Genomic DNA, 21,295 nt, shown 5'->3' with positions numbered 1-21,295 from the left:
GGCCGTCGTCACAGATCGTGATCGGCGGCCGTTGTCACGGGCCGTCATCGGAGTTCGTCGAGGGCCGCTCCAAAAATGCTCAGGGCTTGAGCCACATGCGGCAATTCCAGGGGCTCCACAGCGGTGAGGGACTGCATCTGCTGTTCCGCGGTCGACCCGAGCAGCGCCCCGGTGCCCAGCCGTACGCGCAGCGCCCCCAGTTCGTCGCCGAACCGGTGGCCGCCCGGTGTCGGTGCACCGAGACGTTCCGTCAGGTACTCCTCCAGTTCCAGGGAGTCCGTGACACCGCGTTTCGCGAGCCGGGACCTGAGCGGCCCGAGGTCGGCGTAGAGGTGGCGGCCGGCCTGCGGGGGCCTGGCCAGCGCGCCCGACGCGAGGACCGCGCGATGGGCCGCCCCTGCGACCTTCGCCTGGAGGGCTGCGGCGCTGCGGACCCGGTCCGTGACGGCGTCCGGTTCGCGCAGCGCGTGGGCGGCGGCCATGGCGACGGGCCCCGCGACGTGCGCGCCGAGTGCGGTGAGGATGTCGAGCGTACGGGCGTGGCGCACCGCCGCCCGCCCGGTGTCCGGGAAGCGGGCGACCGCGACCGGCCAGGCGGACGGGGTCAGCGCACCGGCGAGATCGCAGACGACCGTGACGTCGTCGGGGCACATTTCGGCCGGGCTGAGCAGGACCGTGTCGTGCGGCCGGTGCAGGGTGTCGCGCCAGGTCTCGTCGCTGACGATGTGCAGCCCTTCGGCGACCGCGGCCTCGCACGCCTCGCGCACGAGTTCCGGCGGGGCGACGGTGGCGGTCGGGTCGTCGACCACGGAGATCAGCAGCAGCCGGGGCCTGCCTCCCTCGGCGCGCACTCTGCGTACGGTCTCCAGCAGCGCGTACGGATCGGGCACGCCGCCGCACTCGGCCGGGGTCGGCACATGGTAGGCGGGCCTGCCCAGCAGCCGGGCCTGCGGAATCCAGGTGGCCGTGCAGGGGCGCGGCATGAGTACGTCGCCGCCGTGCGCGGCGATCAGGGCGAGCAGCAGCGGGGAGGCGCCCGGTGCGGCGGCGATGTGTTCCGGGCCGCCGTGCAGTCCGCGCCGCTCCCAGTAGGCGGTCGCGGCCTCGCGCAGGTCGTCGCCGCCGCCGGTCGGCTCGGGTTCGCCGCGGCCGGCCGCGGCGGCGAGCACCTCGGCCAGTTCGGGCAGGACGGGCAGACCGGGATCGGGGGCGGGTGGCGCGTACCGTACAGGGCCGCGGTCCTCCCGTACGGAACGCGCACCGCCCCCGCCCCGCTGCTTGCGCCCCGCCCGTCCGGTGTGTTGCCGCGCCATCCGGGCCTCCTTCGCCGCCGCCCCGTCGCCCCGCCGCCCTGTGCCGTCGTCCCGCAGTCGGGTCCTTTTACGCTCAGGGCCCTTTATCGCTCAGGGCCCTTTATACGAGGGTTCGACCGGCCGCGCCCGCCCAGCGGAGCCGTCGAGGACCCCGCATCCGGCGTCGGGGAGGCCCAGCCGCCCGCGAACGCCGTCCGGGGCACCCCGTGCCCCGCGCGGGCCGAGGTGATGCAGAGGCCGCTCAGGTCCGTACCGCCGAAGGCGCAGGCCGTCGGCGCTGTACCGGAAGTCCGGCAGTCCGGTCCAGGGTGCCGTCGGCCGTGCAGCGGCGCAGCGCGGCGCCGTCCCGTGGGCGTGTCGATGAGGTACATCAGCCGCCCGTCCGGACCCCACCCGATGCCGTTGGCGCAGGCCTCGACGGGCAGCACCGGGGTGACCGCGCCATCGGGGGCGACGCGGGCGAGGCTGCCGCGCAGATTGACCACGAGTCCGCCACCGGCACGCGGCTTGGCGGCTTTGATGTGCTCTTCGGTGGCCATCACCGTACGGCGGCCGCTCGCCGGGTCGCACGAACACAGCGTGATCGGGCGCCACTTGTCACGACAACGCCGAGGTCAACGCCCACTGTCCATATAGCAAGATATATATCTCATTATTCGGCATCCGCGCGTACGGTGACCGTACCGATCGGCCCGATCGGCCCGATCAGCCCGGTCACCCGATCAGCGAGAAAGGATCCACGGCCATGCCGAAGGAGACCGCCGTCTACACCCACGGCCACCACGAGTCGGTGCTGCGCTCGCACCGCTGGCGTACCGCCGCCAACTCCGCGGCGTATCTGCTCCACGAACTCCGCCCCGGCATGGATGTGTTGGACGTCGGCTGCGGACCGGGCACCATCACCGCGGATCTGGCCGCGCTGGTCGCCCCCGGCCGGGTGACCGCCGTGGACACCACCGAGGAGATCCTGGCGCAGGCGGCCGAGGTCGCGGCCGAACGCGGCCTGGACAGCGTCGAGTTCGCCACCGCCGATGTACATGCCCTGGACTTCCCCGACGACTCCTTCGACGTCGTCCATGCCCATCAGGTGCTGCAGCATGTGGGCGATCCGGTGCAGGCGCTGCGCGAGATGCGGCGCGTCTGCCGCCCCGGCGGCGTCATAGCGGCCCGCGACAGCGACTACGCGGCGATGACCTGGTATCCCGAAGTGCCGGGCATGGACGCCTGGCAGGAGCTGTACGGACGGGTCGCCCGCGCAAACGGCGGCGAGCCGGACGCGGGCCGCCGGCTGCTCTCCTGGGCCCTCCGGGCGGGATTCACCGACATCACCCCGACCGCCGGCAACTGGTGCTTCGCGACCCCGGAGAGCCGCGCCTGGTGGAGCGGGCTGTGGGCCGACCGCACCGTCGGCTCGGTGTACGCGAAGCTGGCCGTGGACGGCGGCCATGCGAGCACCGAGGAGCTGGCCGCGATCGCCGCGGCCTGGCACGAGTGGGGCGCGCGGGACGACGCCTGGTTCATGGTCCCGCACGGCGAGGTGCTCTGCCGGGTCCGATAGTCGCCAACTACCCTTGTCCGCATGGACATTCTGGGAACCACTCTGCGCATCTGCGTCGACGACCTGGAGGCCGCGGTGGCCTTCTACGAGGACCTCACGGCCAGTTCCGCGCTGCGCTTCGAGCGCGGTGGGGTCTCTGCCGCCGCGATCGGCTGCTTTCTGCTGATGAGCGGCCCCGAGTCGGAGTTGGAGATCCTGCGCAAGGTGACGGCGACGATCGCGGTCAAGGACGTCGACGAAGCCCATGCCTCCCTCACCCGCGTCGGCGCGCGCATCCTCGCGGGCCCGGTGCCGACGCCGGTGGGCCGCAATCTGATCGCGGTGCATCCGGACGGCTCGGTCTTCGAGTACGTCGACCGGAATCCGGCCGTCTGACCCGCGCCGCTGGAGGCGGGCGCGGGTCGGACGAAGAGTTCCGTCAGGTCCTGGGGCGCATCCGGTAGTTGTACCGGTCCGGCAGCGGCTCCGAGGTGAGCTCGGCCCACACCTCGTCCAGGATCTCCGCACCCTCGCGCAGATCCGCGACCTCGAATCCCTCGTCGAAGACGGCCCGGGCAGCGGCGCGGTCGCCCTCGGCGATCAGCAGCCGCGCCTCCAGCAGGCGGAAGCGGCCGCGCTGCCGGAGGGCCGGACGCAGCCCGGCCCACACCGTCCGGGCGGCTTCGGGGCGCTCCGCCGTCAGCAACGCCTCCATCGCCTCGCGGCCGAGCGCCGCCGTGGCGGCCGTCCAGGCCTCGCCGTCGTCGCGGCGTTCCGCGCACAGATCGTCGAACGCCTCGGTGTAGAGGTCGGCGGCCCGGTCCCGCTGGCCGCCCTCCTCGGCGGCGACGGCGAGGCAGCGCAGCAGGGGCCAGCGGGAAGGGGCGATCGCCAGTCCGCGTTCCCAGCTGCGGACCGCCTGGGCGCGGTCGCCGCCGTGCCACTGGGCGACGCCGAGGTGGTATTCGGTGAGGGGGTCGGCGGAGGCCGTCTCCAGCATGTCCCGCCAGTGCGGGGAGACGAGGGAAGGGCCTGGCGGGGCCACCCGGCGCGGTTCGGGGAAGGTGCCCTGGTCCAGCAACTCCAGCCAGGGTTCCTGCTGTTCACCGAGGGTCGAGTCGGCGAACGGCGTGCCGGGGAGCTTGTACTTGCCGCGCCGGACTTCAAGGGCACCCCAGCCGGAGCCGGTGGCGAGCGACTCGCCGGGCTCGGTGTCGGCGCAGGGCCGCCAGGCGGCGTACGCGGCGTCGACATCGGCACGCGGCAGCACTTCGGCGAGCCGCCGCTCGGTCTCGGCGCGGGCCGCCGCCCAGTCGGCGCCGTGCACGGCACCGGCGTCCGCGGACAGCGGTCCGTACGACTCCAGCCAGCTGAACTCCCCACCCGGTTCCAGGGGGATGTGTTCCAGCTGGGTGCGGGCGAGTCCGGCCTGGATCTCGGCGTAACCGACGGTGCCGGGCTCGGTGAGCCACTCCTGCCAGCGCCGCCCGCCGGGGCCGCTGCCCCAGAGGAACAGCTTGCGGCCCCGCAGCAGATCGGTGGACGTCTGGACGAGTCCGTGGCCGTCCTCGTCGAGGGAGGCGATCCAGCGGCGGGCGCCGTCGGGCACCTCGTAGAAGTAGTCGGCGGGGAAGTCGCCGCGCAGTGGGTACGTGCGGTCGACGGAGCCGGCTTCGGGGACCGAAACCCGGGTCAGGGTGCGCTCGTAACCAAAGCGCCATGCCTCGTCGGCGGGGGCGAGGACGCGGGTGCGTTCGCCCTCGGGTACGGCGATGTTGGACCACCAGTAGACAGGTGCGGTGTGCTCGTGCGGATTGCGTATCCGTACGCCGACGTGCAGGAAGTCGGACTCCTCGGGCAGCCAGAGGTCCACCTGGAACGGCAGGTCGCGCAGCCGCTCCCACTCCCAGAGCCGGACCATTTCCCCGCCGTCGGGTGCGGGCACCCGGGCGGCGTGGACCGGGGCGCAGGACAGTGTGGTGTGTCCCGTGGCACCGATGTTCCACTCGATGCCACCGGAGAACCAGGCGCCGTTGAGCGCGAAGTCGGCGGGCTGCAGGACGGGGTTGGTGTAGAGGAGTTCGCGGCCGGTCGGCTTGTGGTGCAGGGAGTGGATGCGGCCGCCGAGCCCGGGCAGGACGGTGGCCCGCAGCCGGTCGTTCTCGATGATGACCGCGTCCAGTGCGGTGGGAGTGCGTTCGCGCCCGTAGCCGTCGAGGATGCGCACGGGGAGCACGGTCGCCAGCGGTTCGTAGCCGATCTGGCGTGCCATGTCACGTGGCAGTGCGGCCCGGTCGCGGTCGTCGACGACATGCATCTCGTCGAGGGGTCGCAGTGCGGGCAACGGGTTCTCCGGTCCCAGTGGTGCGGCGGACAGATTCAGTACGGCACGTCGTACGGTCGTGGCCAAGGCAACCTCGCTCCCTCGCGCGGGCCGCCGCAGGTCCGGGCGCCCCCGATGACCATGGAACACGCTGGACAGCGGCCCGGCCAGGGGCGCCGCCGTCAGGCTTCGGCAAAGGACCGAAAGACCACTGCGCGGCCGTCGCGGGTCCGGGCGCGCCGCATTTAATTCGGGTGCGCCCCGCCCTCACCTCCGTAACCTTGGCCCCCGACGGTTCACGAGCACCATGCGGAACGGGAAACACGATGAGTACGCAGCACACCTACCGAGTGATCGTGCGCGGCACCTGGGACGGCCTGACGGACGAGGCACGCTCCCGGCTCCTGTCCGAGGTGGACGAGCACGGTCTGAGTGCGATGCAGTTCACCGAGAAGGGCTCGCTGACGTACGACCGTGTGCTGAAGCACTTCAGCTTCCGGTTCGTGGTCGTCTCGGACGCCGAGGACGGCGAGGAGATGGCATCCGCGATCGCCGAGGACCGGGCCGAGACGCTGCTGAATGAGCAGGGGTACGGCCATGGCGAACTGCGGTCCACGGCGACGGACCTGGACACCATGAAGATCAACTACAAGGGGCGGCGGGCGCCAGGGGCGGCGTGACGGCTGGCCGATGACTGCTACAGAAGCGCTGACCAGGTATTTCACTACTTTCAGCTCTGTCACGGGCTTACCGGTTTGCACGTCGGATCGTCCCGCGAAAGCCCCCTGGCAGAGCTGAAAGTCCCTGAAAAGTCCCTGGCTCAGCCCGCTTCCGGGTACCGCAATCCAGGTGGAAACAACGGCTTCGCAGCCCTCTGGGCACCTCCGGCAGCACTGGCCCTCGCGACGCAGGGACCGCCTGTCACCTGAAGTCTCGCCACTCCACAGGAGCACGAGTGTCGAGATCCGGGTGAAGTTCCACCCTGATCGTGGACAGCGGTTGCTTACGCTGCGGGGGTGAAGTCTTGTTGCAGCCTGGCTCGGGTTTCGAGTGGGGTGAGGTACCCGAACTCGGGGTGTTTGCGGAGCCTGGTGCGGTCGTACTCGACCTCGATGAAGCGGAAGACATCGGCGCGGGCCGCTTCGCGGCTCTCCCAGACCGTGGTGCCGATCTCCGCTTTCAGCAGTCCGAAAAAGCTCTCGGCTGCGGCATTATCATAACATATACCGGTTCGCCCCATGCTCTGCCTCAGGTTCAACTTCCTTATTTCACGGCGGAATTCGCTGCCCGTGTACTCGCTGCCGCGATCGGTGTGCATGATGCAGTCAGGCTGCAGGCCGCCGAGGGCCGCAGCCATCCGCAGTGCGTCGGTGACCAGCCCGGCGCGGTGATGGCCGGCCATCGCGTACCCGATCACCTCGCGTGTCGCCAGGTCGATGACCGTCGCCAGATACCACCAGCCCTCGATCGTCGGCAGGTACGTGATGTCCCCGACAAGCTTCGTGCCGGGTACGGCCGCGGTGAAGTCGCGGCCGATCAGGTCCGGGGCCGGGGCGGCCCTGGTGTCCTGCTTCGTCAGATGGCGGCGCTTGCGGCGGGTGACGCCACGGATGTCACGCTCGCGCATGATCCGCCCGACCTTCTTCCGGCTGATCGCACGGCCCCCTCGCCGCAGCGCGGCGTGGACGCGCGGGGCACCGTACGCGCCGCGCGAAGCGGCGTTAATCTCCCTATCTCCTCCGCGAGTTCGTCCTCCACACGCCGACGCCCGGCGACCGCCGGCCGAGCGGCGAGCCAGGAGCAGCAGGTGGAGCGGCTCACGCCCGCGACCCGGCACAGCAGACTGACGCTGTAGCCGCCGGGGTTGTCCTCGGCGGCCTTCTCCGCGTCGATGAAGCGGCACAATTGGCCTACTTCATCGTGTCCTTCGCGAAGAAGGCCAGACCTTTTTTCAAGATCTCGATCGTCTGCTGCTGTTCCCGGTTCTCCCGCCGCAGCCGCCGCAGTTCTTCCTTCTCGTCGCTGGTCAGAGCACCCTCGGGGCCCTGGCCCCGGTCGGCCTTGGCCTGCTTGACCCAGCCACGCAGACTCTCGGGGCTCACTCCGAGGTCCCGGGCGACCTCGGTAACGGTCTTGCCGGAGGCCAGCGCCAGCTCCACGGCATCGCGCTTGAACTCGGCGGTATACCGCTTGCTCATGCTGCTCTTGCTACTCACTACCTGGACTGCTTCCTCCGGGACCCATCCGTCCCAGTATCAGTCTGTCCAGATCAACGGTGGAACTTCACCGTCGGCGCCGGTCGTCTCGCACGACGGCAGCCATTTGTGGGCGGTGGTGCGTGGCACCGACACCATCGCCGTCCCGGCCCTCGACGCGGTCGGCGAGCAGGCGGACCTGATCGCATCGGTGCCGTGCGGGGGGTCGGGGGCCGCGTGAGCTGGTCCTGCACCCGTCGGGCACGCGCCTGTACGCGGCGAATGAGCGCTCGGGCGACGTCACATGGCTGGACGTCGACTCCGCAACGGGCATCCCTCACCGCGCAGGTTCTCTGTCGGTCTCGGCGGCATCCAACGTTGTCCTCGTCTGACGGTGGGGAACTCGCGCGACGGGCATGCCTCACCGCTCCGTGGGTCCGGTCATGCCGTGCCGCGGACGACAGTGACGGGGCAGTGGGCGTGGTGCAGCAGTGCCTGGCTCACCGAACCCAAGAGCAGGCCGGCAAAACCGCCGCGCCCTCTGGCTCCGACGACCATGAGCTGGGCGGTCCGGCTCGCCTCGATCAATGTCTCGCGGGTTTCGCCGCTCAGCACTTCGTGTCTGACCGTGACGTCCGGATAGTTCTCCGTGCGGCCGGCGAGTGCCTGCGCCAGCAGACGCTCCGCGCTCTCGGGGCCCGTACCGGCCGGCGCGTAGTCCGGCAGCCACGCGTGTACGGCCACGATCTCGGCCCCGCGCAGCGCCGCCTCGGCGAAGGCGAATTCGACCGTTTTTCACCAACAGAGGAGCCGTCGACAGCCAGCACGATCGGCCCGGCGCCAGCCCGTTCCTCGCGGACCACCATCACTGGACACTGGCTGTGGGCGGCCAGGGACGCCGCCGTTGATCCCAGCAGCATGCCGATAGAGCCACCCATACCCCGGGGGCCGACGACCACAAGGTCCGCGGCTCGCGACTCAGCCTCCAGCACCGCCACCGCGTCACCGGTCACCACGGCCTCGGTGACCTCCACCTCAGGCGCCACGCTCCGAGCACGCTGCGCCGCGTCGTTCACCAGGCGATTGAGCGGCGACGGGTCCAGCGGCGCATACATGGGCCTGACCGGCCAACTGAAGGCGTGCACCACGCGCAGCTCCGCACGACGCCGCTGGGCTTCCCGGGCGGCCGCTTCCACCGCGGCAAGACTCGACGACGAGCCATCCACTCCTACGACGACGAGGTTGCCCACCGCTCCTCCATTGCTTGCTTCAGCTTCCAAGCTTCACTCCATTGATGCGTTGCTGCCATCCGGGCAGGGCGATGGCCTCGTCCCTTTGCCGTCGCCGAGTTCCGCGTTGTCGCCGGACCTGCTGTCGGCTCCGATGAGCAGGGTGTTCTGCGCGTCGCCCGGGGTTTCCTGCCGACGGTGGTGGCTGAGCTCCTTGCCGTCGAAGGTGTTGACGTTGCCGGACAGCCGCAGACAGAGCGGTTTCCCTGTGCCTCAGTCTCGGGTCTCAAATTTCACCTGCGCAGGTGACGGTTGGACGGCCGTCACGAAGGCAGCGAACTCGTGCGGCTCGGCGCTCGCCCAAGACCTGGTCGGCGGCGGTCGCGTCACCTTGCGAGCGCGTCCAGGAGCCGATCGCCAGTTCCTCGCTCGCGGTGAACAGGTAGCTCGCTCGGCGGGCCACATCGTCGTCGAGAAGGTGGTGGAGCGGGTGAGTCCGCGCGAGAGTGACAGCCGTGAGCGGATGATCCTCAGTGCTACAGCCCCGCCACCAGCATGTATACCCACTGAAAGCGGAATCCAGCAATAGGGCCTGTCGGGCGAACTCAGTGCTCCCGAACGGCCTTTGGGCTGCGGATTTTGACGCCCGTCAAACAGCATGGCGCACCGGTTGTCGGCATGGGCACTATGCGTTCGCGAAAGTCAGACGGAATGTGGGACAAGCGAAGGGGAACGCACATGTCCAAGACCATCTCGCAGGTGCAGCTTCGGCGCCTGAGAACCTTGCTGATCGCCGTCATCTCGGTGTTCGCCGTGATGCTGGCCGTACCGGCCGCGGACGCCGCGGACAAGGACAAATCGGCCAACGGCCGCCCGTCCGTCAGTGCGGCCACCCCCGCCGGCGTAGGGATCCTGGCCGCCCCCGCCGGCTGTACCGCCGGCAACCTGTGTTTCTGGGTGAACGACAACTGGAACGACGGGCCCGGCAGGCTCGATGGCAACAACCCCGACTGGGGCGTGTACAGCCACTCGACGTGCGGCTCGGGCACATGGGAGGACTGCGCCTCGTCCCTGTACAACAACGGCAACAACTGCACCGCACACGTGTACTACCTGGAGAACTACCAGACTCCTAAACTGAGCATCTCTCGACAGTCCGGGTACAACTCCCTGTCGGCCGTCCCGCTGGGCTACGGAGTCTCCGGGAACTGGAACGACAACATACGTTCCAACAACTGGTGCTAGCTGGTCAGACAGCGAATCTACTCATCAGGGGACGGTGGACTCTTCATGCTGGCGCGATACGAAACCCTGACGCGGCCCGCGATCGTCGCCGCCCTGCTGCTCGGCCTCGCCGGCTGCGCCTTCGCGCAGCCGGCCGGTCGAGGCGACGAACCCGCGGACAACAAGCCGGCGCTCGGCGCGGCCGCTGTCGCACTGCTCACCAAGGACGACCCCTACTACGCGGATCAGCAGATTCTCCAGGCGGCAGAGCTCAAGCTCAGCGACAGGTGCATGAAGCAGCAGGGCTTCCGCGATCCGGCGGTCGATGAACCGGCACAGATCGATCGCGACGAGGATTGGCGCCCTGATCTTCAGCAGCGGCGCATCCGCGGTTACCGGCTGGGCGAGGCCGACGACAAGTCGGCGTCGGAGAGGAGTGCCGATGCCTATCTGCGGACGCTCCCGGCCCGGCAGCGGGATCGATTCCACTGGGCGCTGGCCGGAGGGCCGACCGACCGGGCTCCCCTCACGCTCAGCAGCGGCCAGACGTTCACCTTTCCCACCGCCGGCTGCATAGCCGAGAGCCGAGGACGGCTCTACGGCTCGCCGACCACGGCCGCTCGCATCGAATTCATCCCGCAAGGTCACTACGTGGGCCTGTATTTCAAAGCCATTGAGGACACCCGTTACCGCCGCGCCATCGAGACCTGGGGTGGCTGCATGCGCGGCCGCGGCTATCCCTTCGCCACGCAGGCACAGGCGCGTGCACAGGCCGCGGCCGCCCATAAATCCAGCAGGCAAACGGCTGCCGCGAAGCAGGAAATCGCCATCGCGGTAGCGGACGCGCAATGCGTCGGCACTGCCGGGCTCACCCGGACCGTCCAGGGACTCCTGCGCGGCTACGCCAGGGAGCTGCCGGCCGCCCAGGCGAAGGAACTGGAGGAGCTGGCTGCCATGCGCACCGACGCTGTCCAGCGGGCGGAGAATCTGGTCAACTGAGGTGCCGGCATGAAGCCGGCTCGGTGCGCATCCGTTTAAGCACACCGTTGGGCGCGGACCGCCTTGGGGGGACCAATTGCTCCGCATCCACTTCACCGACGCCGACCTCGCCAGAGTCACGGTCGCGACCAGGCCTGATCCTCTGTGGGAGATCACGGGCAGTCTCCATCGCCTGCAGACCCGCAACGGGCGCTGGGCCTACGCCGACTGGCTTCGAGACTTCGGCCCCCGCATCCACGAGGCCGGTTTGTCCCGGGCGTTGCGCACCGTGCTGCTGCCGCTGTTCGCACGAGCAGCGTACTTCCCGGACTTTCTCACTCCTGCGGCAGGTGCGGCCGGGCTGACGCCAGGTCTCAAGGCCATCCTGGACGCGCCCGCCAAGCACGTCGAAGGCGAGCTCGACCTGCTGATCCGGACGGTGATCACCACACCGCCCGGGCTGCGCCGGTTCGCGGAGCACGACCAGCGAGAGGACCTGGTCAAGCTGCTGCGCGACTACTACAACGCTGTGATAGAGCCACACAGCGACCGGATCCTTGCAGGCGTCACGACGGAACGGCTGGTGCGCAGCCGTGCACTGCTGTCCGGGGGCGTCACCGGGCTGTTGGACAGCCTGACGCCCAGGATGCGCTGGCGGCCGCCGGTCCTGGAGGTGGATTACCCGGCTGGGGACCGCCACTTCCATCTCGACGGCCGTGGCCTGACCCTCGTGCCCTCCTACTTTTGCTGGAACTATCCGGTCGCCCTGGCAGATCCCGCGCTTCCCCCAGTGTTGATCTACCCGTTGAACCACGAGGCGATCGCGACAACCAGCCGACACTGTGAGGACAATCCTCCTCTGGCGGTCTTGATCGGCAGCACCCGTGCCGTGTTGTTACGCGCCGTGGCGAACGGCGCCTCCACCGGTGAGCTCGCGCGGCTCGCTGGGATTTCCCCGGCGACCGTCACCTTTCATACCCGGGCGCTCCGGGACGCGAAGCTCATCAGCAGCCAACGGCACAGCAGCATCGTTCTGCACGTCCTGACGCCGCTAGGGGCTGCCCTGCTCAGCGGGACGGTGCCGAGCGCGGAGGTGTCGTAGTCGTCCGTCTGCGTGGTCTCGGCCGAGCCTCGCGAGTCATGCAGCGACTGCGCCACCAATCGGCCGTCCAGTGGCCGGGGTAGTGCCTCCGCGCGCAGCTGACCACGGCCGGCCGGCAAGCTCGGGAGCGGCAGTGCTACGGGCCGGCTCCGAAGCACTCCGTGACCTCGGGTGTCGAGCAATCCCGCGTCCACGCCGCACAGGTCGAAGATCAAGCGGCCCTGTAGTTCGCGGCGCGCGCTGACTGCTTTCCACGCGCAGCCGGGGCGGTATGTCCGTACACGTCGAGTCACGCGTCCAGTTGTGCGCGAATGAGCGTGTCGAGTCGCTGCCATGCCGGGGACGACGCGTTGACCGTGCCCTGGATGAGTGCGGGGACCTCGGAGGCCGCATCCAGCCCGGGCAGCTCGTCCGGTCCGTAGCGTTCCCGGGTCGCCCCGACGATCCGGCGGGCGAGGTCGTCGATGCGGGGATCGTTCGCGTCGAGGTCGCGCGCGTGGTCGTAGTCGAGGAAGAGCTGCCGTAGCGCCGGGTCGGCGAGGATCTCGGCTTGGTCGTGAAACAACGTGATCGCACGGTCCGGGTGAGTGGCGAACACGAGGATCCACAGATCACGTTGCAGATCCACCCATCGAGGCGTGAATCCCCAGCGGGCCAGGTGCTCCAGATGGGCACCGACCTCGGTGGGCAGCGGTGCCAGATGCCCGGCGGCAAGCCGGCGCAGACGGCCTTGCGTTGCCCGCAGGCCACGGATGCGGGCGGTGAGCTCGTCGTCGATCTCGCGCAACGCCTGCTGGAACTCCTCGTCGGTCGCTGATCTCAGTTCCCGGATACGGGCCAGGGGAACGCCGGCTTCGGCGAGCGTCCGGATCTTGATCAGGGCGATGGCGTCGCCCGCGCCGTACCGCCGGTAGCCGGACGCATCGCGATCGGGCTCGGGGAGCAGCCCCTTGTCGTGATAGACGCGAATGGTCTTGATCGACACTCCGACGTACCCGGCCAGCTGTCCGATGGTGATCACCCGTCCATCGTCCCACTTGACCTTTCCCTTGGGTCAGGGTTGCAGCATGGCCTCATGGCGAACACGAACATCGACCGGGAAACCCTGCGCGAGCTGGCCGACGAGGGAAACGAGGCCGCTTTGGACCGGCTGGCCGACCTCGCCGACACCGCCGACGACCTCAAGGAACTGAGCGAACTCTTGGACGAGGGGTCCGTGCGCGCCGGGTTCCTGCTCACTCGACGCGCAGCCGCGAGCGGCGACCTGCGCGAGCTGCAACGGATCTCCGACGCCGGCTACGACGAGGCCGGGATCGAGCTGGACCGGCTGCTGAAGGCAGCGGCCGACGGGCGTCGGGATTGAGGATCCGACCGACCGCTCCTGATGACCGGCTTCGCCGCGGTGATGTCCGTCGCCGTGGGGCAGGACCCGGCGCCGGGCGACCGGCCTGATCGGCGCCACTCCCGGCGTGGGCGCCGGCGCACAGCGGTCCGCCTGCGTCGTCGTGTGACGGCCGGCCGTGAGAGGCGTCAGCAGGGCGTAATGAATCCTCCACCGGACATCAGGTACGCGCCAATAGAGCGGTCCGCTGTCACCTCCGGACCGTTCCATGGGACTCGTCTGTCTGTATGGACGTACGGCGAGGGGTGATCGAGCGATGAGCGATGCCGAGGGGCGGCGCATCGTTGCCGGGGTGAGTGGTTCGCTGGGCAGCCTGGTGGCTCTGCACCGGGCCGCGAGCGAGGCCCGGCGTCACGGCGCCGAACTGCTGGCCGTACTCGCCTGGGAACCACCTGGTGGTGAACTCGCCCACCGGAGCTCGGTGTTCCCGCCGCAGGTGGACGCCTTCCGGCGGGAGGCGGGCGAGCGACTGCTCACCGCTCTGCGCACGGCCTTCGGCGACGCCGGGCCCGGGGTTCCGTTCCAGGGCCTGGTCGCCCGTGGCACGCCGGGCTACGCACTGGTCGAGATCGCCGACCGAGCCGACGACCTCCTGGTGGTCGGCGCGGGATGCCGTGGCAGGGTGCACCGCACTCTGTTCCCGTCGGTCGCCCGGTACTGCGTGGCCCACGCCGCTTGCCCGGTCCTGGCTGTACCGCCCTCGCCCCTGCAGAACGAACTCACCTCCGTGCACCGCAGAGTCCGCTGGCGACTGCCGCTCGATACCAGGGAGTTGACGGACGGCAGGCCATAGGGATCGGGGCGCGCCGGTCCGGGCAGCGAAGGTCAGTGATGTACGCCGGGGTCAGGGCTCCGCTATGCGTGTCGACGTGACTGCGGGCGAAAACAGCGCGTCCATGGATCCCCTGCGGGTTCGGCCCGAAGATCCTGACGCCGCGCTGACCAGGAAGGCAGTGCCCGTCAGCGTCGCGTTACGGGGTGGGGGCTCGGCATCAAGCATCCGTCAGCGTCGGGGCTCATCTCCGGTAGCCAGGCATAGCTTCAGTGGAGCGCCCGGCCGGTCCGACCGGGCGGCGCCAGTCGCCTTCACGAGGAGCAGCACCATGTCTCCAGTCGAGTTTCCCGAGGACCCCGAGCCTTCTGAACGTTTCCCGGCCGGACTTCTCCACGTCCCTGTCCGGTCGGGGCCCTCTGGTTGTACGACCCGGTTCTTCCGCACCCCCCTGGGAGGCCGCACGGCCGTCGGATTCACCTCGGCGGCGAAGCTCACCGCCACTCTGGGCGCTGACCAGGCCTGCATCAGGCTCTCCGAACCCGCGCTGCGCGCTCTCGCAGCTCCCCTGGGTGTGACCGCCCTCACCGTCGATCCGCAGTTCTCCGCCCCCGCGACAACCGATTCGGTCTCCAGGGACAGCGAACACACGCGCTCCTCGCGTGAATGGCATCCCCAGCACGTCGGTGCCCTGCGCGTGACCGGCGCCGCTGCCGTCGTCGCGTGTCTGAACCTGCTGATCGGCTGAGGAGACGCCATGTCAGTGTCCGTTCCGTCATCCCTTGCGTCCACGATTCCGGCGTCGCTCCCGGCCTGCCCACTCCCGGATCCCCAAGCCCTGTCCCCGATCCGCGGCAACGCCGACGGCCTGTCCGTCTGGCCCCGCTCCACCCGCCCCGAGGCCCACGGGGACGTCTCCGTCGGCGGGGTCCCCCTCACCGAGGCGGCCGACCGATTCGGTACCCCCGTCTACGTACTGGACGAACAGGAGGTCCGCGAGCGCTGCCGTACGTACCGCACGGCGTTCCCCGAAGCCGACATCGTCTACGCCGCCAAGGCCTTCCTGTGCCGTGCGCTCGCGCACTGGGTCCAAGAAGAGGGCCTGGGCCTGGACGTCTGCTCCGCGGGGGAACTGGCGCTCGCCGTCACCACCGGCTTCCCGCCCGAGAACATCGTGATGCACGGCAATGCCAAGAGCCCCGAGGACCTGCGCACCGCCATTCGGCTCGGTGTCGGACGTATCGTCGTTGACAGCACGTCCGAGATCGCCCGCCTCGCCGCGATCACCCCCGCCGGCACCCGCCAGAAGGTCATGGTGCGGGTGGTCCCCGGCATCGCCGCCGGCGGGCACGCCAAGATCCGCACCGGCACCGACGACCAGAAGTTCGGCCTGTCGATCACGGACGGATCCGCGCAGCACGCGGTCAACCGGATACTCGAGCAGCCGCACCTGGAACTCGTCGGCCTGCACTGCCACATCGGCTCGCAGATCGCCACGGTCAAGCCGTACGTCGTCGCCGTGCGGCGCGTGGTCGGCCTGATGGCCCGGATCAGGGACCAGCACGGCATCGCCCTCCCCCAGCTGAACATCGGCGGTGGCCACGCCATCGCCTACCGGCCCGGCGAGGAGAGCATGAACGTGGCCGTGCTGGCCGGGCGGGTCCGTGCCGAGCTGGAGGACGGCTGCGCCCGCGCCGGGCTTCCCGTGCCCCGGCTCACCCTGGAGCCCGGCCGCGCGGTCGTCGGACCGGCCGGTGTCGCCGTTTACCATGTGCTCGCCGTCAAGCGCACCGGCGAGCACACCTTCGTCGCCGTCGACGGCGGCATGAGCGACAACCCCCGCCCCGCGCTGTACGGCGTGCGGTACGCGCCCCGCCTCATCGGCCGCCTCTCGTCGGCGCCGCCCCGCCTCGTCACCGTCGTGGGCCGGCACTGCGAAGCCGGCGACGTCCTCGCCGACGACGTGGCACTCCCGGGTGACATACGGCCCGGCGACCTCCTTGCCGTTCCGGCGGCCGGGGCCTATCACCTCTCCATGGCCTCCGGTTACAACATGGTCGGCCGACCGCCCGTCGTCGCGGTGTCCGACGGCACCGCACGCGTGCTCGTACGCCGCGAATCGCTGGACGACATGAGCCGCAGGGACGTCGGCCTGTAGAGCCGGATCCCCTCTCCCGGCCTCCGTCGTGGCTCCCTCCCGGCGGAGGCCGCTCGGTGCACACCACAGGTGACCCCGAACACACCGATTACCCCCTATTCGCATATCCCCATGTGTGAGGACGAGGTCTCGATGACCATCGAAAACACGGTCGGCCTGGTCGTGGCCGTCGCCCTGCTCGCCTATCTGATCATTGCCCTGATCCAGCCGGAGAAGTTCTGATGTCCGCCCCCGCCGCGGTCGAACCCGCCCCCGTCCACGACGCGCCGCCTCCGCAGGAAGAACGGCCGCGCAGGGTCGGTGCCGGAATGCTCGATCCCCAGCAGCTGTGGCTCGCGCTCCCCCAGGCGCTCCGCAAGCTGAATCCAGTGACCCTGTTCCGCAATCCGGTCATGTTCGTCACCGAGGTCGGTGCCGCACTCACCACCGGCACAGCGGTCGTCCACCCCAGTCTCTTCGGCTGGCTGATCACCGTCTGGCTGTGGTTGACGGTGGTCTTCGCCAACCTCGCCGAGGCCGTGGCCGAGAGCCGCGGCAAGGCGCAGGCCGACGCTCTGCGCAAGACCCGGCAACAGACCACCGCATGGCGGCTCGTGGGCTGGGAGTCCGGCGCGGCGGAGGACTCGTACGTCGAAGAGGCCGTCGCCGCCTCCGAGCTCAGGCGTGGCGACATCGTGTCCGTACCGGCCGGGGACCTGATTCCCGGTGACGGCGACGTGATCATGGGCGCCGCGAGCGTCGACGAGTCAGCCATGACCGGCGAATCCGCGCCGGTCATCCGCGAGTCCGGAGGCGATCGCAGCGCTGTCACAGGCGGCACCCGGGTGCTCTCCGACCACCTGGTCGTACGGATCACGCAAGAGCCCGGAGAGAGCTTCCTGGACCGGATGATCGCCCTGGTCGAGGGCGCCAACCGGCAGAGGACCCCCAACGAGCTGGCGCTCAACCTGCTGCTGGTCATGCTGACCTCCGTATTCCTGGTAGCGGTCGTGACTCTGCAGCCGATGGCGATCTTCTCCAAGGGCGCGATGGCCGCCGCGCACGACACCGCGGCGCTGACCGCGGACGGTGTCACCGGCATCGTGCTGGTCTCGCTCCTGGTCTGTCTGATTCCGACGACCATCGGCGCGCTGCTCTCGGCGATCGGCATCGCGGGCATGGACCGGCTGGTGCAGAGGAACGTGCTGGCCATGTCCGGACGGGCAGTCGAGGCCGCGGGCGACGTCAACACACTGCTGCTCGACAAGACCGGCACGATCACCTTCGGCAACCGGCGGGCGAGCGCGTTCCTGCCGGTCGGGGCGGTCTCCATGGAGCGGCTGGCGAAGGCCTCGCTCCTCTCCAGCCTGGCCGACGAGACGCCCGAAGGCCGGTCGATCGTCGAGTACACCCACACCGAGCACGCCTCGGCAGTCGAGGACACCCGTTCCGCGGACGGCGCCGAGTGGGTGCCGTTCACCGCCGCCACCCGTATGTCCGGCGTCGACCTCCCCAGTGGTCAGCGGCTGCGTAAGGGCGCCGCGGCGTCGGTCGCGGCATGGGTGCGCGAGCAGGGCGGCAAGGTGCCGATCGCGCTGGACGCCACCGTGGATCACGTCTCCGCGTCCGGCGGTACGCCGCTGGTCGTGGCGGAGGTCAGGAGTGACGGCACGGCCGAGGTACTCGGCGTCGTCCACCTCAAGGACGTCGTCAAGCCCGGCCTGCGCCAACGCTTCGACGAGCTGCGCCGCATGGGCATCCGTACGGTGATGGTCACCGGCGACAACCCGGTGACCGCCAAGGCGATCGCCGAGGAGGCGGGTGTCGACGACTTCCTGGCCGAGGCGACCCCCGAGGACAAGCTGGAGCTGATCAGGCGCGAGCAGGCCGGCGGCCATCTCATCGCCATGACGGGCGACGGTACGAACGACGCCCCGGCACTCGCGCAGGCGGACGTCGGCGTGGCGATGAACACCGGTACGTCGGCCGCCAAGGAGGCCGGCAACATGGTCGACCTCGACTCCGACCCCACGAAGATCATCGAGATCGTCGAGATCGGCAAGCAACTCCTCATCACGCGGGGCGCGTTGACGACGTTTTCGATTGCCAACGACATCGCCAAGTACTTCGCGATCCTGCCCGCGATGTTCGCGGCGGTGTACCCGGGGCTCGACCGGCTAAACATCATGAACCTGCACTCGCCGCTGTCCGCGATCCTCTCGGCGGTCATCTTCAACGCGGTGGTCATCGTGGCGCTGATCCCGCTCGCCCTGCGCGGCGTGCGCTACCGGCCTTCCTCCGCCTCCACCCTGCTCACCCGCAACCTGTGGATCTACGGACTCGGCGGCGTGATCGCCCCGTTCCTGGCCATCAAGTTCATCGACTTCACCCTCGTCCAGTTCATCCCGGGGATCTGACCATGACACTCATCCCACACTGGCTCGCCCAGCACATCGCAGCGTTGCGGGTGGTCCTCGTGCTGACTCTGCTGACCGGCCTGGCCTATCCGCTGGCCATGGTGGCGGCAGCCCAGGTCCCGGGCCTCGGTGGCACGTCGGAGGTGACCGGCGCGGACGGCAGACCGGCCGGCTCCTCGCTGATCGGCCAGACGTTCATCGACGCCAAGGGCGACCCCGTCAAGAAGTACTTCCAGTCCCGGCCATCCAACGCCGGTACGGGATACGACGCCACGGCGTCCGGCGCCGGAAACCAGGGCCCCGAGTCCGTCGTCGACACCAAGGACAAGCCGAGCCTGCTCACCCTGGTGTGCGGGCGCAGCAAGGCGGTCGGCGACCTCGAAGGCGTCGACGGCTCGCGCCCGTACTGCACGGACGACGGCGTGGGTGCGGTCCTCGGCGTCTTCTACGACGGCGGTACGAGCGGACGTGCCACCCAGGCCGTCAGCCTCAACCAGGCCTGCCCGGCGAAGCCGTTCCTCACCTCCTACAAGGGAGTTCGCGTCACATGCGCGAAGCCCGGCGCGGACTACAGCCATGCTGTGACCGTCCCCGTACGCGGCGACGCCCCGGCGAATCCTGTCGTCCCCGCCGACGCGGTCACCGCGAGCGGCAGCGGCCTCGACCCCCACATCAGCCCGGCATACGCGGAGCTCCAGGCACCGCGGATCGCTCGTGAGCGCGCAACGAGCGCGGCCGACGTACACAAGATGATCGAGAAGTACACCACCGGCCGCGCACTCGGCGTGCTCGGCGAGCGCGCCGTCAATGTCGTCGAGCTCAACATCGCCCTCGACCGTACCTATCCGAAGCAGGGAGCCTGATCATGGCGGCCTGGATCCAGGCATCGCTCGTCCTCGCCGTGGTCGTGGGGCTGCACGTCCCGCTCGGCGACTACATGGCCCGCGTCCTCGACGGCGGGAAGCACTGGCGGGGAGAGAAGACTCTCTACCGCGTCTGCGGAATCGACCCGGACAAGGAGCAGACCTGGCGGCACTACCTCACCGCCCTGCTCGCCTTCTCCGTCATGAGCATCGCGGCGCTCTTCGCCCTCTTCACCCTTCAGGGAAAGCTGCCCTGGTCGACGGGGCACGAGGGCATGCCGTGGCGGCTCGCGCTGCACACCGCGGTCTCCTTCACCACCAACACCAGCTGGCAGAACTACGCGGGTGAGTCGACCACCGGGCATCTCGCCGTCATGGCGGGCCTGGGCGTACAGGCGTTTGCATCGGCGGCGGTCGGCATATGCGTGGCTCTCGCCCTGGTCCGGGGTCTGGTCCGGCGGTCCACGGACGACCTCGGCAACTTCTGGGTCGACCTGCTTCGCACGATTTTCCGGATCCTGGTCCCGATGGCGGTCGTCGGCGGTCTGATGCTGATGGCCGGGGGCGTCATCCAGAGCCTCGGTGCCGGACACACCGTCACCACGGTCGCGGGCGGCAAGCAGACGATTCTCGACGGACCGGTCGGCTCCTGGGAGCCGATCAAGCTGTTCACCGGCGACGGCGGCGGCGTCTTCAACGCCAACAGCGCCCACCCCTTCGAGAACCCGAGCGCCTGGACCAATGCCTTCGAGATCGTGCTCATGCTGCTCATCCCGACAGCCTGCATCCGCATGTTCGGCCGGATGATCGGCAGTCCGAAGCAGAGCTGGACCCTGCTCACCGTCGTCGGAATCCTCTTCGGCCTGCTCCTCGCCGCAGGCACGCTCGCGCAGAGCGTCCACACCGGCACGGTCACCCAGGCGGTCGGCGGACAGTACGAAGGCACCGAGACCCGCTTCGGCATCCCCGGCTCGACACTGTTCGGCGTGGGGGCCACGGGCTCCGCGGACGGCGCGGCCAACTCCTCGTACGACAGCTTCTCCAGCCTCGGTGGCGGGGTGCTGCTGTCCGCGATGATGCTCGGCGAGATCGCCCCCGGCGGCACCGGCAGTGGGCTCTACGGCCTGATCATGGTGGTTTTGGTGGCCGTGTTCATCGGCGGTCTGATGGTCGGCCGCACGCCCGAATACCTGCGCAAGCGGATCGGTTTCGGGGAGATGCGGTGGGTGGTCGTGTACGCGCTGATCGCGCCCACGGTGATCCTCGCCTGCACGGGTATCGCGCTCGCCTTCGGCGACGGCCGGACCTCGATGGGCAACCCGGGGGCGCACGGCCTGACCGAGCTCATCTACGCATACACCAGCAACACCAACAGCAACGGCAGCGCGATGGCGGGATTCAACGGTGCCACCGACTTCCACAACCTGCTGATGGTGTTCGCGATGCTGGCCGGCCGCTACCTCCCGATGGCATGCGTCCTGGCCCTGGCCGGACGCCTCGCCAAGCAACAGCCCGGCGTCGTCACTGCCGGCACGCTGCGCGCGCAGGGCGTCAACTTCGTTGTCCTGGCCACCGCCGCGGCCGTCATCCTGGCGCTGCTCAACTTCCTTCCGGCGCTCTCCCTCGGCACCATCGCCGACGGACTGCTGTAGGCGCCCGAGTGCCGGCTGATCCTGTGATCGCTCACAGGATCAGCCGGCTGCGATCAGGACACACGATCGCCTCGGGCCGGCCGCAACGGAACTCTCGAACGCAGTTCGCGGCGGGCCGGACCGTACGCCGTGGGGGGGAACGGGACGCGCC

General features: G+C 69.6%; 22 protein-coding genes and 1 pseudogene. 16 read left to right on the top strand and 7 right to left on the bottom strand.

The genetic code is table 11. From position 1 onward, the window contains the following. Positions 1 to 44: 44 nt before the first annotated feature. On the bottom strand, positions 45 to 1,313 hold the full coding sequence (locus OG507_RS35900; RefSeq protein ID WP_327371265.1) for a pyridoxal phosphate-dependent aminotransferase: 1,269 nt from the start codon (positions 1,311 to 1,313) through the stop codon (positions 45 to 47). Positions 1,314 to 1,396: 83 nt separating this feature from the next. Next, positions 1,397 to 1,852, bottom strand: a complete 456-nt coding sequence (locus tag OG507_RS35895) for an SMP-30/gluconolactonase/LRE family protein (protein WP_327371264.1) — start codon at positions 1,850 to 1,852, stop codon at positions 1,397 to 1,399. 206 nt (positions 1,853 to 2,058) lie between these two features. On the opposite strand from OG507_RS35895, the gene OG507_RS35890 reads away from it, so the two are divergent. Both OG507_RS35890 and OG507_RS35885 read left to right on the top strand, forming a co-directional pair. Next, a complete protein-coding gene (locus OG507_RS35890; RefSeq protein WP_327371263.1) occupies positions 2,059 to 2,871 on the top strand; it encodes a class I SAM-dependent methyltransferase in 813 nt (270 codons plus the stop codon). Positions 2,872 to 2,892: 21 nt separating this feature from the next. Further along, on the top strand, positions 2,893 to 3,246 hold the full coding sequence (locus tag OG507_RS35885; protein ID WP_327371262.1) for a VOC family protein: 354 nt from the start codon (positions 2,893 to 2,895) through the stop codon (positions 3,244 to 3,246). Positions 3,247 to 3,289: 43 nt separating this feature from the next. Here the strand turns inward: OG507_RS35885 and OG507_RS35880 are convergent, their stop codons facing one another. Continuing rightward, positions 3,290 to 5,260 carry a DUF5107 domain-containing protein gene (locus tag OG507_RS35880; protein ID WP_327371261.1) on the bottom strand — a complete coding sequence of 657 codons (1,971 nt, stop codon included), beginning with the start codon at positions 5,258 to 5,260 and terminating at the stop codon, positions 3,290 to 3,292. 239 nt (positions 5,261 to 5,499) lie between these two features. Here OG507_RS35880 and OG507_RS35875 point away from each other — a divergent pair, with 239 nt between their 5' ends. Continuing rightward, on the top strand, positions 5,500 to 5,853 hold the full coding sequence (locus OG507_RS35875; RefSeq protein ID WP_327371260.1) for a DUF6204 family protein: 354 nt from the start codon (positions 5,500 to 5,502) through the stop codon (positions 5,851 to 5,853). Between the two features lie 323 nt (positions 5,854 to 6,176). On the opposite strand, the gene OG507_RS35870 is transcribed toward OG507_RS35875, so the two are convergent. Both OG507_RS35870 and OG507_RS35865 read right to left on the bottom strand, forming a co-directional pair. Next, positions 6,177 to 7,010, bottom strand: coding sequence for an IS3 family transposase (locus OG507_RS35870; protein ID WP_327371259.1), 834 nt, complete (start codon positions 7,008 to 7,010; stop codon positions 6,177 to 6,179). A 73-nt stretch (positions 7,011 to 7,083) separates the two neighbouring features. Then, positions 7,084 to 7,371, bottom strand: coding sequence for a transposase (locus OG507_RS35865; protein WP_327370828.1), 288 nt, complete (start codon positions 7,369 to 7,371; stop codon positions 7,084 to 7,086). Between OG507_RS35865 and OG507_RS35860 the strand changes: the two genes are divergently transcribed. Further along, entirely contained in the window at positions 7,370 to 7,609 is a 240-nt protein-coding gene (locus OG507_RS35860; protein WP_327371258.1) for a beta-propeller fold lactonase family protein, read from the top strand. The genes OG507_RS35865 and OG507_RS35860 overlap by 2 nt on opposite strands. 1 nt (position 7,610) lies before the next feature. Continuing rightward, positions 7,611 to 7,760, top strand: a complete 150-nt coding sequence (locus tag OG507_RS35855) for a hypothetical protein (RefSeq protein ID WP_327372215.1) — start codon at positions 7,611 to 7,613, stop codon at positions 7,758 to 7,760. Positions 7,761 to 7,809: 49 nt separating this feature from the next. Here the strand turns inward: OG507_RS35855 and OG507_RS35850 are convergent. Next, a pseudogene (locus OG507_RS35850) lies at positions 7,810 to 8,618 on the bottom strand (universal stress protein). A gap of 717 nt (positions 8,619 to 9,335) precedes the next feature. Between OG507_RS35850 and OG507_RS35845 the strand changes: the two are divergent. The 3 genes from OG507_RS35845 to OG507_RS35835 all read left to right on the top strand — a co-directional run bounded on the left by OG507_RS35845 (position 9,336) and on the right by OG507_RS35835 (position 11,901). Next, on the top strand, positions 9,336 to 9,842 hold the full coding sequence (locus OG507_RS35845; protein ID WP_327371257.1) for a peptidase inhibitor family I36 protein: 507 nt from the start codon (positions 9,336 to 9,338) through the stop codon (positions 9,840 to 9,842). Positions 9,843 to 9,887: 45 nt separating this feature from the next. Then, complete coding sequence (locus OG507_RS35840) at positions 9,888 to 10,820, top strand: hypothetical protein (protein ID WP_327371256.1); 933 nt, start codon at positions 9,888 to 9,890, stop codon at positions 10,818 to 10,820. A 76-nt stretch (positions 10,821 to 10,896) separates the two neighbouring features. Beyond that, positions 10,897 to 11,901 (top strand): ArsR/SmtB family transcription factor, encoded by a 1,005-nt coding sequence (locus OG507_RS35835; RefSeq protein WP_327371255.1) that lies wholly within the window; start codon positions 10,897 to 10,899, stop codon positions 11,899 to 11,901. Between the two features lie 289 nt (positions 11,902 to 12,190). Here OG507_RS35835 and OG507_RS35830 read toward each other — a convergent pair whose 3' ends face one another. Then, entirely contained in the window at positions 12,191 to 12,922 is a 732-nt protein-coding gene (locus OG507_RS35830) for a MerR family transcriptional regulator (protein WP_327371254.1), read from the bottom strand. A gap of 54 nt (positions 12,923 to 12,976) precedes the next feature. Between OG507_RS35830 and OG507_RS35825 the strand changes: the two genes are divergently transcribed. From OG507_RS35825 to kdpA, 8 genes are all read left to right on the top strand, one after another. Beyond that, entirely contained in the window at positions 12,977 to 13,264 is a 288-nt protein-coding gene (locus OG507_RS35825; protein WP_327371253.1) for a hypothetical protein, read from the top strand. Between the two features lie 295 nt (positions 13,265 to 13,559). Then, the gene (locus tag OG507_RS35820) at positions 13,560 to 14,096 is read left to right on the top strand and encodes a universal stress protein (protein ID WP_327371252.1); all 537 of its coding nucleotides are present in this window, start codon (positions 13,560 to 13,562) and stop codon (positions 14,094 to 14,096) included. Positions 14,097 to 14,406: 310 nt separating this feature from the next. Next, a complete protein-coding gene (locus OG507_RS35815) occupies positions 14,407 to 14,823 on the top strand; it encodes an SAV_915 family protein (RefSeq protein ID WP_327371251.1) in 417 nt (138 codons plus the stop codon). 9 nt (positions 14,824 to 14,832) lie between these two features. Then, positions 14,833 to 16,233, top strand: coding sequence for a diaminopimelate decarboxylase (lysA, locus tag OG507_RS35810; protein ID WP_327371250.1), 1,401 nt, complete (start codon positions 14,833 to 14,835; stop codon positions 16,231 to 16,233). Positions 16,234 to 16,365: 132 nt separating this feature from the next. Further along, entirely contained in the window at positions 16,366 to 16,455 is a 90-nt protein-coding gene (gene kdpF, locus OG507_RS35805; protein ID WP_327371249.1) for a K(+)-transporting ATPase subunit F, read from the top strand. Next, positions 16,455 to 18,629, top strand: coding sequence for a potassium-transporting ATPase subunit KdpB (gene kdpB, locus OG507_RS35800; RefSeq protein WP_442811072.1), 2,175 nt, complete (start codon positions 16,455 to 16,457; stop codon positions 18,627 to 18,629). The genes kdpF and kdpB overlap by 1 nt, the downstream gene beginning before the upstream one ends. 2 nt (positions 18,630 to 18,631) lie before the next feature. Next, positions 18,632 to 19,492: a potassium-transporting ATPase subunit C gene (locus tag OG507_RS35795; RefSeq protein WP_327371248.1), complete on the top strand. Its 861-nt coding sequence runs from the start codon at positions 18,632 to 18,634 to the stop codon at positions 19,490 to 19,492. 2 nt (positions 19,493 to 19,494) lie between these two features. Beyond that, entirely contained in the window at positions 19,495 to 21,144 is a 1,650-nt protein-coding gene (gene kdpA, locus OG507_RS35790) for a potassium-transporting ATPase subunit KdpA (protein WP_327371247.1), read from the top strand. The last annotated feature ends 151 nt before the right edge of the window (positions 21,145 to 21,295 follow it).

Origin of the sequence: Streptomyces sp. NBC_01217 (assembly GCF_035994185.1) — a bacterium.
In the GTDB taxonomy this organism is placed as follows: domain Bacteria; phylum Actinomycetota; class Actinomycetes; order Streptomycetales; family Streptomycetaceae; genus Streptomyces.
This window is presented reverse-complemented; position numbering and strand designations above follow the sequence as displayed.

Bases quoted from the DNA above. Each gene is read 5' to 3' on its own strand.
- OG507_RS35900 (WP_327371265.1), bottom strand. From the start codon at position 1,313: ATGGCGCGGCAACACACCGGACGGGCGGGGCGCAAGCAGCGGGGCGGG.
- OG507_RS35895 (WP_327371264.1), bottom strand. From the start codon at position 1,852: ATGGCCACCGAAGAGCACATCAAAGCCGCCAAGCCGCGTGCCGGTGGC.
- OG507_RS35890 (WP_327371263.1), top strand. From the start codon at position 2,059: ATGCCGAAGGAGACCGCCGTCTACACCCACGGCCACCACGAGTCGGTG.
- OG507_RS35885 (WP_327371262.1), top strand. From the start codon at position 2,893: ATGGACATTCTGGGAACCACTCTGCGCATCTGCGTCGACGACCTGGAG.
- OG507_RS35875 (WP_327371260.1), top strand. From the start codon at position 5,500: ATGAGTACGCAGCACACCTACCGAGTGATCGTGCGCGGCACCTGGGAC.
- OG507_RS35860 (WP_327371258.1), top strand. From the start codon at position 7,370: ATGCTGCTCTTGCTACTCACTACCTGGACTGCTTCCTCCGGGACCCAT.
- OG507_RS35865 (WP_327370828.1), bottom strand. From the start codon at position 7,371: ATGAGCAAGCGGTATACCGCCGAGTTCAAGCGCGATGCCGTGGAGCTG.
- OG507_RS35845 (WP_327371257.1), top strand. From the start codon at position 9,336: ATGTCCAAGACCATCTCGCAGGTGCAGCTTCGGCGCCTGAGAACCTTG.
- OG507_RS35840 (WP_327371256.1), top strand. From the start codon at position 9,888: ATGCTGGCGCGATACGAAACCCTGACGCGGCCCGCGATCGTCGCCGCC.
- OG507_RS35825 (WP_327371253.1), top strand. From the start codon at position 12,977: ATGGCGAACACGAACATCGACCGGGAAACCCTGCGCGAGCTGGCCGAC.
- OG507_RS35820 (WP_327371252.1), top strand. From the start codon at position 13,560: ATGAGCGATGCCGAGGGGCGGCGCATCGTTGCCGGGGTGAGTGGTTCG.
- OG507_RS35815 (WP_327371251.1), top strand. From the start codon at position 14,407: ATGTCTCCAGTCGAGTTTCCCGAGGACCCCGAGCCTTCTGAACGTTTC.
- lysA (WP_327371250.1), top strand. From the start codon at position 14,833: ATGTCAGTGTCCGTTCCGTCATCCCTTGCGTCCACGATTCCGGCGTCG.
- kdpF (WP_327371249.1), top strand. From the start codon at position 16,366: ATGACCATCGAAAACACGGTCGGCCTGGTCGTGGCCGTCGCCCTGCTC.
- kdpB (WP_442811072.1), top strand. From the start codon at position 16,455: ATGTCCGCCCCCGCCGCGGTCGAACCCGCCCCCGTCCACGACGCGCCG.
- OG507_RS35795 (WP_327371248.1), top strand. From the start codon at position 18,632: ATGACACTCATCCCACACTGGCTCGCCCAGCACATCGCAGCGTTGCGG.
- kdpA (WP_327371247.1), top strand. From the start codon at position 19,495: ATGGCGGCCTGGATCCAGGCATCGCTCGTCCTCGCCGTGGTCGTGGGG.